Here is a 9,211-nt window from a genome sequence, read left to right on the forward strand (position 1 = left end):
AGGGTCCCCATGGCACGCCTGAACGCACACGAACTCGTCGACATCGTCCTCGACGAGGGCTCCTTCGTCTCCTGGGACACCACCCCCATCGAACCCGCGGGAGGGATCTCGGAGGGCTACGCGGCCGAACTCGCCGCCGCTCGGGAGAAGTCCGGGGTCGATGAGGCCATCATCACCGGTGAGGGGACCATCGCCGGGCGTCGGGTCGCCGTGGTCGCCGGAGAGTTCCGGTTCCTCGCCGGCTCGATCGGCGTCGCCGCCGCGGAACGTCTCGTCGACGCCATCGAACGCGCCACCCTCGAGGGGCTGCCGCTGCTGGCCGGCCCGGCCTCCGGCGGCACGCGGATGCAGGAGGGTACGATCGCCTTCCTATCGATGGTCAAGATCACCAACGCCGTCGTCGCCCACCGCCGTGCCGGTCTGCCCTACCTCGTTTACCTCCGGCACCCCACGACCGGCGGAGTCTTCGCGTCCTGGGGGTCGCTGGGACACGTCACCGTGGCCGAACCCGGTTCCCTCATCGGCTTCCTCGGACCCCGTGTCTTCGAAGCCATCTACGGGGAGAAGTTCCCGGAGAACGTCCAGACCGGTGAGAACCTCCACAAGATGGGCATCATCGACGCCGTTATCGGCCCCGAGCGGATCACCGCAACCGTCGCGCGCGTCCTCGACGTGCTCATGGGTGCCAAGGAGGTTCCCGCACCGGTTCCGAACCCGGACACCGCGCCCGCCGAGGTCGACCCGGACTCCGACGCGTGGGCGGCGATCACGATCTCCCGCCGACCCGAACGACCCGGAGTGCGCGACCTGCTGCGCACTGCGGCGAACACCGTGCTCCCGCTCAACGGCACCGGCGAGGGGGAGAAGGACCCCGGACTGCTCCTGGCCCTGGCGAAGTTCGGTTCGGCACCGTGCATCGTGCTCGGTCAGGACCGGTTCAGGCAGGACTCCCGCGCCCCGCTGGGACCGGCCGCGCTGCGCGAGGCACGCCGCGGCATGCGTCTGGCCGCCGAGCTGCACCTTCCGCTGGTGACCGTCATCGACACCCCCGGGGCCGCGCTGTCGAAGGAAGCCGAGGAAGGCGGCATCGCCGGTGAGATCGCCCGCAGCCTCGCCGATCTCGCCAACCTCGACGCCCCGTCGGTGTCCCTCATCCTCGGTGAGGGATCCGGCGGAGGCGCGCTGGCGCTGATCCCGACCGACCGAGTGCTCAGCGCCGAACACGGCTGGCTCTCACCGCTGCCGCCCGAGGGCGCCTCGGCGATCGTGCACCGCACCGTGGACAGGGCACCGGAGATGGCTCAGAGCCAGGGTGTGCATGCCCCCATGCTCCAGGCCACCGGAGTCGTCGACCGGATCATCGCCGAAGCCCCCGATGCCAGTGACGAGCCGCTGGACTTCGTCGCCAGGGTCGGTGCCACACTCGAATACGAACTCATCTCGCTCATGCGCGAACCCTCGGCGAGGCGACTGGCCCGCAGGATGGATCGCTATCGGGGTCTGGGAATCTAGGAGGACTGAGTGGTAGCTGTCAGAGTCATCCCCTGTCTCGACGTCGACGGCGGTCGTGTCGTCAAGGGCGTGAAGTTCGCCGACCTCAAGGACGCCGGAGATCCCGTCGAACTCGCGCACCGCTACGGCGAATCCGGGGCCGACGAACTCACCTTCCTCGATGTCACCGCGAGCAGCGGAGACCGCGAAACCGTCCATGACGTCGTCCGCTCCTGCGCAGAACAGGTGTTCATCCCGCTGACCGTCGGCGGGGGAGTGCGCAGCGCCTCCGACGTCGACCGGCTGCTGCGCGACGGTGCCGACAAGGTGTCCGTCAACACCTCGGCGGTGGCGAGGCCCGAACTCATCAGCGAGATCTCCCACCACTTCGGCAACCAGGTCCTCGTCCTCTCACTCGACGCCCGGCGCACTCAAGGGGCGAGCACACAGTCGGGATTCGAGGTCACCACCCGCGGCGGACGCGAAGGCACCGGCCGCTGTGCGATCGACTGGATCCGTGAGGCCGCCGACCGCGGAGTCGGTGAGATCCTGCTCAACTCCATCGACGCCGACGGCACCCGGGAAGGATTCGACCTCGAACTCATCTCCGCAGCCCGCGCCGCCGTCGACGTCCCGCTCATCGCCTCCGGCGGAGCCGGCCGGGTCGAACACTTCGCCCCCGCCGTCGCCGCCGGCGCCGATGCGCTCCTGGCCGCGAGCGTCTTCCACTTCGGGACGCTGAGCATCGCCGAGGTCAAAGCGGCCCTGGCCGCCGAAGGGATCGACGTCCGATGAGCCGCGACGTCGACGCGACCCCCGAGAACTGGCGGGAACTCATCCGGCCCAATGCGGACGGGCTCGTGCCCGTCATCGTCCAGGAGGCCACGAGCCGCGACGTGCTCATGCTCGCCTGGATGGACATCGAAGCCGTCCAGCGCACCCTGGACACGCGGCGGGCGACCTACTGGTCGCGCTCCCGACAGGAGTACTGGGTCAAGGGCGAGACCTCGGGGCATGTCCAGCATGTGCGCTCACTCAGCCTCGACTGCGACGCCGACGCCCTGCTGCTGAGCGTCGACCAGACCGGACCCGCCTGCCACACGAACACACCGACCTGCTTCACCGGAAGGACCATCAGTGCCGACTGACTACTCGGCGACCGACAGCGAGCTGCCGATCCGACCCAGCCTCGACGAATTCCGCTCCCTCGGCGCCGGACACCGGCTCGTGCCCGTCCACACCCAGGTGCTCGCGGACTCCGAGACCCCGCTGAGTCTCTACCGCAAACTCACCGACGGCGGTCCCGGCAGCTTCCTCTTCGAATCCGCCGTCGCCGGCTCCTGGGCCCGGTACTCCTTCATCGGGTCCGCCCCGGTCGCGACCCTGCTCTCGACCGCCGACGGGTTCCGATGGACCGGCACCCCGCCGGTGGGGATCCCGACCGAGGGCGACATCCTCGACGCCGTCACAGCAACGCTCGAGCTGCTCGCCGTCGGCTCCGACGAGTCGAGTCTGCCGCCGATGGTCTCGAGCTTCGTCGGCTACTTCGGCTGGGACATCATCCGCCGCTTCGAACGTCTCGGTCCACCCCGCCCGAACGAACACCACCTGCCCACCGTGCAGCTGATGATCCCCGGCGACATCGCCGTCTACGACCATTACACGAGCATGGTCACCCTCGTGGCCAACGTCTTCAATGTCAACGGCGCCGACACCGGCATCGACGAAGCCCACGCCTCGGGAGTCGAACGCATCACCGCGATGCTCGACCGCCTGCGCAGACCCAGTCCGGCCGACATCATCGACGTCCGCCCCACCGACCCCGAGGTGACCACCCGGACGCCGCGCCAGGTCTACCTCGACGGCGTGAACCAGGTGAAGCAGGAGATCGTCGACGGGGAGGCCTTCCAGGTCGTGCTCGGCCAGCGCTTCGACACCCCGTGCACAGCCGAGCCGCTGAGCGTCTATCGGATGCTGCGGCACTCGAACCCCAGTCCGTTCATGTACCTGCTCAACCTCCACGACGACGAAGGGGAGCCGGCGAGCATCATCGGCTCCTCACCCGAAGCGCTCGTCACCGTCCGCTCCGGCGACGTCGTCACGCATCCGATCGCCGGCTCCCGGCCCCGCGGGGCCACGCCGGAGGCCGACGACTCCCTGGCCCGCGAGCTGCTGGCCGATGAGAAGGAACGAGCCGAGCACCTCATGCTCGTCGACCTCGCCCGCAACGACCTCGCGAAAGTCTGCGCCGCGGGCACCATCGACGTCAGCGAGTTCATGGACATCGTCCGCTACAGCCACATCATGCACATCTCCTCAACGGTGCGCGGGGAGCTCACCCCGGGGACCACGGCCATCGACGTCCTGCGGGCGACGTTCCCCGCGGGCACCCTGTCCGGAGCGCCCAAACCCCGCGCCCTGCAGATCATCGACGAACTCGAACCCATCGGTCGCGGCATCTACGGGGGAGTCGTCGGCTACATGTCCTTCACCGGCGACCTCGACCTGGCGATCGCCATCCGCACCGGTGTCCTCCGCGACGGCACCATGAGCGTCTACGCCGGAGGCGGACTCGTCGCGGACTCGGTACCCGAGACCGAATACCGGGAATCGGAGAACAAAGCCGCAGCCGTGCTGCGGGCGGCGGCCGCCGCGAACGCCGCAGCGGTCGCCGCGGGAAGTCAGGAGTGACCCAGATGACCAAATCGCGCGGCGTCCTCATCGTCCTCATCATCGCCGCCGCCCTGTGGGCGCTGACGATCTCGGCCTGGCAGGCGGGTGCCGTCGGTGACACACTCGGCCCGAGCGGTGTGGCCGAGGTCACCGACGAGACGAACTCCCAGGCCTCGCCGGTGGCCACAGCGTGTGTGGCGATCATCGCCGTGACCGGCCTGCTCGCCGCGATGCTCGGGAAGATCGGACGCTTCGTCGTGCTCGGACTCGCCGCCGTCGCGGCCGTGGGCTACGGCATCACCGCACTCACCGCCGCCGGCGCACCGGGCGCCACCTCATGGCCGATCATCGCCGCTGTGGCGTCCGGGATCGGCGTCATCGGCATCATCTGGGTGGCGACCGCCTCGGCGACATGGACGAACTCGAACCGCTACGCCCGCACCGCCGAGGCCGCCGACGGCGAATTCGACTCCGCCGCAGCCTGGGACGCTCTCTCCCGTGGGGAAGATATCCCGGGCGAACCCGACGCGAAGGTCGACGACGACGGCCCCGAGGCCGACGACGAGCCCGATTCGAAATGACCTTGTGACCGGGTCGGTGCCCGGTCCGCATCCGAAGCGTGACACAATGGAGGAAAGAATCCCACCAGCGTGCCACGCAGTCACACTAAGGAGCACCATGTCGCAGTCCCTCGCCCGCAACGGGGCCTCTGATCTCGACAAATCCACGATCGACTACGCAGCGATCGCCGATCCCGGCCACGGCAACTCCGTCGCCGGATGGACCGGCGTCATCATCATGCTCGTGGGCGTCTGCGTCGGCTGTGTGGGCTTCACCATCCACAACCCGATGATCACCTACATCTCCATCGGGATCGTCGCCCTCGGCGTCATCGTCGGCATGATCCTGCGCGCCGTCGGACTGGGCAACAAGCCGAAGCGGAAATGACGGTTCTCAACGACATCGTCGCCGGAGTGCGTGAGGACCTGCAGGGACGTCGCAGCGCCGTCCCGCTGCCGGAGATCGTCGCGGCCGCACAGGCCGCAGCACCGGCCCGTGTCGTCGACCTCCACTCCGACTTCGGCGTCATCGCCGAGGTGAAGCGCAAGTCCCCCTCCCGCGGGGACCTCGCGCACATCCCCGATCCGGGCACCTTGGCCGGCCTCTACGCCGCCGGCGGAGCTCACGCGATCAGCGTGCTCACCGAGTCCCGACGCTTCTCCGGCAGCCTCGACGACCTCGACGCGGTTCGCGCCGCCGTCGACATCGCGGTCCTGCGCAAGGACTTCATGGTCGACGAATACCAGTTCCACGAAGCCCGCGCCCACGGCGCCGACATCGTGCTGCTCATCGTGGCGGCGCTCGACCCCGCACAGCTGAGCGAGTTCCACGCCCTGGCGACGGAACTGGGCATGACCGCGCTCGTCGAGACCCACAACCGCGACGAACTCGAGATCGCCGCCGACCTCGGCGCCGAACTCATCGGAGTCAACACCCGCAATCTCAAGGACCTCAGCGTCGACACCGACCGCTTCGCTCCGCTGGCCGAACTGGCACCGACCGGGTGCACGCTGGTCGCCGAGTCCGGTGTCGCCGGATCCGCCGAGGTCGCCAAGTACGCCGATTCAGGAGCCGACCTCGTGCTCGTCGGCGAAGCCCTCGTCACCGGCGGCCATCCGCAGGCCGCCGTCGAGGAGTTCACCGCGGTCGGTCGGGAACACCGCCGAGTGTCCGCATCCTGAACCCCGACCGCTCCCGTCGGTCCCCGTGACCGACCATGAGCGAAGACCGGCACCCATCCGGCCGACGTCCGGGCACGAGGCGCAGCCTCACCCGCGCACGGCCACGAGGAGATCGAGAAGGACCGCAATGACCGATGTGAGCGAGGAGACCGGACCGTACTTCGGTGCGTTCGGAGGCAGGTTCATCCCCGAGGCGCTGATCCCGGCGCTCGACGAGATCGAGGAGACCTGGCGCAAGTCCCAGGTCGACCCCGCCTTCACCGATGAGCTCCTGGACTACCAGCGCAACTACATCGGCAGGCCCTCCCTGCTCACCGAGGCCACCCGCTTCGCGAAGCACTGCGGCGGAGCCCGCGTGTTCCTCAAGCGCGAAGACCTCAATCACACGGGCAGCCACAAGATCAACAATGCCCTCGGGCAGGCTCTGCTGGCCAAGCGGATGGGCAAGACCCGCTTGATCGCCGAGACCGGTGCCGGACAGCACGGAGTCGCCACTGCGACCGTCGCCGCGCTGCTCGACATGGAGTGCGAGGTCTATATGGGCGAAGAGGACACCCAGCGACAGGCTCTCAACGTCGCCCGGATGCGTCTGCTCGGAGCGAAGGTCAATGCCGTGACGAACGGCACCCGCACCCTCAAAGACGCGATGAACGAAGCGATGCGCGATTGGGTGGCCAACGTCGACGCCACCCACTACGTCATCGGCACCGTCGCCGGACCCCACCCGTTCCCCGCGATGGTCCGCTCGTTCCAGAACGTCATCGGCGTCGAGGCTCGCGAACAGATCCTCGAGGCCGCAGGCAGACTGCCCGACGCCGTGTGCGCCTGCGTGGGCGGAGGCTCGAACGCCATGGGCCTCTTCGCGGCCTTCCTCGGCGACGAACAGGTGAAGATCTACGGCTTCGAAGCCGGCGGAGAAGGCGTCGAATCGGGCCGTCACGCCGCCCGCTTCTCCGGCGGACGCCCCGGCGTCCTCCACGGATCCGCGACCTACATCCTCCAGGACTCCGACGGCCAGACGCGCGCCTCGCACTCTGTCTCGGCGGGCCTCGACTACCCGTCGGTCGGCCCCGAGCACTCGCATCTTCACGACACAGGACGCGTGACCTACGAACCCGTCGTCGACGATGAGGCGATGGAGGCCATGCGCCTGCTCTCGCGCACCGAAGGCATCATCCCCGCGATCGAATCCGCCCATGCCCTGGCCGGGGCGATGCGCATCGGCCGCGAGCTCGGCTCCGATGCGGTCCTGCTCATCAACCTCTCCGGTCGCGGCGACAAGGACATGACCACAGCAGCGAAATGGTTCGACTACATCGATGAAGGGGCGGTGCAGGTATGACGCACTCAGGTCCACGCACAGGCACGACGTTGGCCTCCGTCGCCGAGGCGGGACGCAGCGCCGCTCTCATCGGCTACCTCCCCGTCGGATTCCCGAGCGTCGACGGATCCGTCGAGGCGATGGTCGAACTCGTCCGCGCAGGCGTCGACATCATCGAGGTCGGCCTGCCGTACTCGGACCCCGGCATGGACGGCCCGGTCATCCAGCACGCCGCCGAAGCGGCACTGGAATGCGGTGTGCGCACGAAAGACGTCTTCACTGCCGTCGAGGCCATCGCCGCGGCCGGAGGCACCGCCGTGGTCATGAGCTACTGGAACCTCGTGCTCCAATACGGCGTCGCGGACTTCGCCCGTGATCTCGACTCCGCCGGCGGCGGAGGAATCATCACCCCCGACCTCATTCCGGATGAGGCCGGGGACTGGATGGCAGCGTCCGACGACTACGATCTCGACCGGATCTTCCTCGCCGCACCCTCCTCGACACCCGAACGGCTCGACCGCATCGTCGGGGCCAGCCGCGGCTTCGTCTACGCCGCCTCGACGATGGGCGTCACCGGCGTCCGCTCCGAGGTCGACGACCATGCCCGCGGACTCGTCTCCCGACTGGGCGAGGCCGGCGCCGAACGCGTCTGCGTCGGACTCGGGGTCTCGACCCGAGACCAGGCCGCCGAGGTCGCCGCTTACGCCGACGGCGTCATCGTCGGCTCCGCATTGGTCAGAGCCCTGGACTCCGACGGTGTGGCCGGCCTCGGCCGCCTCGCCGCCGAGCTCGCCGAAGGGTGTGCATGAGCTTCAGCCCTGCCTGGGCCGTCTTCATCGCCCTCGGCCTCGGACTCGCCCTGTGGATGACGAGCATCCAGTGGCAGTCTCGCGGCGGCCACCGGGGAGACATGTGGGCGATCGCAGTCGTCGGTGTTCCAGCCGCCGTCATCGGCGGCCGGATCGGCCATCTCCTGTCCGCTCCCGACACCTACTTCGGTCCCTCCAGTCACCCCCTGCAGGCGTTTGCGCTGTGGGACGGCGGCTTCAGCTTCTGGGGTGCGAGCCTCATCGGCCTGCTCGCTGTCTGGCTGCTCACCCGCTTCCAGGGCATCCGCTTCCTGCCGCTGCTCGACTCCGTCGCCCCCGGGCTCATCCTCGGCCATGTCGCCGGAGCCTTCAGCGACTGGTTCGCCGGACGCACAGCGCTCATGACCGTGCTGGCCGAATCGATCTGGAACCTGCTGGCCTGCATCGTCCTCATCGTCGTCGCGAAGCGCCTGCGTCTGGGCTACGGCCAGGTCTTCGCTCTCTACCTGTGCCTGTTCAGCCTCGGGCGCATCCTCCTCGAAGCTGTGCGACTCGGCACTCCCGAGGCGGAGGATGCCCGGATGCTGCTCGGCCTGCCCGTCAACGTCTGGACGGCCGCTCTCGCCCTTCTCATCGGCGTCGTCTGGCTCATCGTCTCGAGGATCCGGCATCGGAGTCCCGAACACGGCGTCTATGTCCACATGGCCCGCACTCTGCTGCGCCGCCGTGATCGCGGGAAGCATACGTTCGGGATCAATGAGCCGATGACCGGTTCGATGCCCATCGTCGACGATTCGCAGGGCACTGGCCGGACGCCCGCAGCCCCGACGACACCGCACTCGTCGGCACAGGGCCGATCAGCACAGAGTGGGACGACACCGCCGATGTCGACTCAGCGGCAGGAGGAGGCACGGGCCGCGGGTGCGGCTCAGCCCTCGGCACCGGAGGACGAGAGCGACGCGGTGACCCAGCTCGCCGGTCGGCACAGCTTCGGATTCTTCGGAGCGGTCACCTCGGCGATCTCGATCGTGCCCGACGTGAGGGGAAACTCCACGCCGTCGGTCCGCGACGACGACCATCGTTCGTCCGAGCACTGAGACGAATTGGTTCACCTTTCGCTCCTTTCCTGACTTTGGCATCCGCTGGCCCGGGGTGTAAGTTGTTATACCGGCTGT

General features: G+C 68.6%; 10 protein-coding genes. All 10 read left to right on the plus strand.

What is annotated here, in order from left to right:
• The first annotated feature begins 9 nt into the window (after positions 1-9).
• The 10 genes from HK401_RS04495 to HK401_RS04540 all read left to right on the plus strand — a co-directional run bounded on the left by HK401_RS04495 (position 10) and on the right by HK401_RS04540 (position 9,133).
• Complete coding sequence (locus HK401_RS04495) at positions 10-1,512, plus strand: carboxyl transferase domain-containing protein (RefSeq protein ID WP_181273479.1); 1,503 nt, start codon at positions 10-12, stop codon at positions 1,510-1,512.
• Between the two features lie 9 nt (positions 1,513-1,521).
• Positions 1,522-2,286 carry an imidazole glycerol phosphate synthase subunit HisF gene (hisF, locus tag HK401_RS04500; RefSeq protein WP_181273480.1) on the plus strand — a complete coding sequence of 255 codons (765 nt, stop codon included), beginning with the start codon at positions 1,522-1,524 and terminating at the stop codon, positions 2,284-2,286.
• The gene (hisI, locus tag HK401_RS04505; protein WP_181273481.1) at positions 2,283-2,639 is read left to right on the plus strand and encodes a phosphoribosyl-AMP cyclohydrolase; all 357 of its coding nucleotides are present in this window, start codon (positions 2,283-2,285) and stop codon (positions 2,637-2,639) included. The genes hisF and hisI overlap by 4 nt, the downstream gene beginning before the upstream one ends.
• Positions 2,629-4,182, plus strand: a complete 1,554-nt coding sequence (gene trpE, locus HK401_RS04510; protein WP_181273482.1) for an anthranilate synthase component I — start codon at positions 2,629-2,631, stop codon at positions 4,180-4,182. Before hisI ends, trpE begins: the two co-directional genes overlap by 11 nt.
• A 5-nt stretch (positions 4,183-4,187) precedes the next feature.
• Positions 4,188-4,745, plus strand: coding sequence for a Trp biosynthesis-associated membrane protein (locus HK401_RS04515; RefSeq protein ID WP_181273483.1), 558 nt, complete (start codon positions 4,188-4,190; stop codon positions 4,743-4,745).
• A gap of 97 nt (positions 4,746-4,842) precedes the next feature.
• Positions 4,843-5,112, plus strand: a complete 270-nt coding sequence (locus HK401_RS04520; protein WP_181273484.1) for an HGxxPAAW family protein — start codon at positions 4,843-4,845, stop codon at positions 5,110-5,112.
• Entirely contained in the window at positions 5,109-5,906 is a 798-nt protein-coding gene (gene trpC, locus HK401_RS04525) for an indole-3-glycerol phosphate synthase TrpC (protein ID WP_181273485.1), read from the plus strand. Before HK401_RS04520 ends, trpC begins: the two co-directional genes overlap by 4 nt.
• Before the next feature lie 127 nt (positions 5,907-6,033).
• On the plus strand, positions 6,034-7,248 hold the full coding sequence (trpB, locus tag HK401_RS04530; protein ID WP_181273486.1) for a tryptophan synthase subunit beta: 1,215 nt from the start codon (positions 6,034-6,036) through the stop codon (positions 7,246-7,248).
• Positions 7,245-8,036 carry a tryptophan synthase subunit alpha gene (trpA, locus tag HK401_RS04535; protein WP_181273487.1) on the plus strand — a complete coding sequence of 264 codons (792 nt, stop codon included), beginning with the start codon at positions 7,245-7,247 and terminating at the stop codon, positions 8,034-8,036. Before trpB ends, trpA begins: the two co-directional genes overlap by 4 nt.
• On the plus strand, positions 8,033-9,133 hold the full coding sequence (locus HK401_RS04540) for a prolipoprotein diacylglyceryl transferase (protein ID WP_181273488.1): 1,101 nt from the start codon (positions 8,033-8,035) through the stop codon (positions 9,131-9,133). Before trpA ends, HK401_RS04540 begins: the two co-directional genes overlap by 4 nt.
• The last annotated feature ends 78 nt before the right edge of the window (positions 9,134-9,211 follow it).

Source organism: Brevibacterium oceani (genome assembly GCF_013623835.1).
GTDB classification, from domain to species: Bacteria; Actinomycetota; Actinomycetes; order Actinomycetales; family Brevibacteriaceae; genus Brevibacterium; species Brevibacterium oceani.

What these genes read in the sequence shown, in the direction of transcription:
- HK401_RS04495 (WP_181273479.1), top strand. Translation starts at nt 10, where the DNA reads ATGGCACGCCTGAACGCACACGAACTCGTCGACATCGTCCTCGACGAG.
- hisI (WP_181273481.1), top strand. Translation starts at nt 2,283, where the DNA reads ATGAGCCGCGACGTCGACGCGACCCCCGAGAACTGGCGGGAACTCATC.
- HK401_RS04515 (WP_181273483.1), top strand. Translation starts at nt 4,188, where the DNA reads ATGACCAAATCGCGCGGCGTCCTCATCGTCCTCATCATCGCCGCCGCC.
- HK401_RS04520 (WP_181273484.1), top strand. Translation starts at nt 4,843, where the DNA reads ATGTCGCAGTCCCTCGCCCGCAACGGGGCCTCTGATCTCGACAAATCC.
- trpC (WP_181273485.1), top strand. Translation starts at nt 5,109, where the DNA reads ATGACGGTTCTCAACGACATCGTCGCCGGAGTGCGTGAGGACCTGCAG.
- trpB (WP_181273486.1), top strand. Translation starts at nt 6,034, where the DNA reads ATGACCGATGTGAGCGAGGAGACCGGACCGTACTTCGGTGCGTTCGGA.
- trpA (WP_181273487.1), top strand. Translation starts at nt 7,245, where the DNA reads ATGACGCACTCAGGTCCACGCACAGGCACGACGTTGGCCTCCGTCGCC.
- HK401_RS04540 (WP_181273488.1), top strand. Translation starts at nt 8,033, where the DNA reads ATGAGCTTCAGCCCTGCCTGGGCCGTCTTCATCGCCCTCGGCCTCGGA.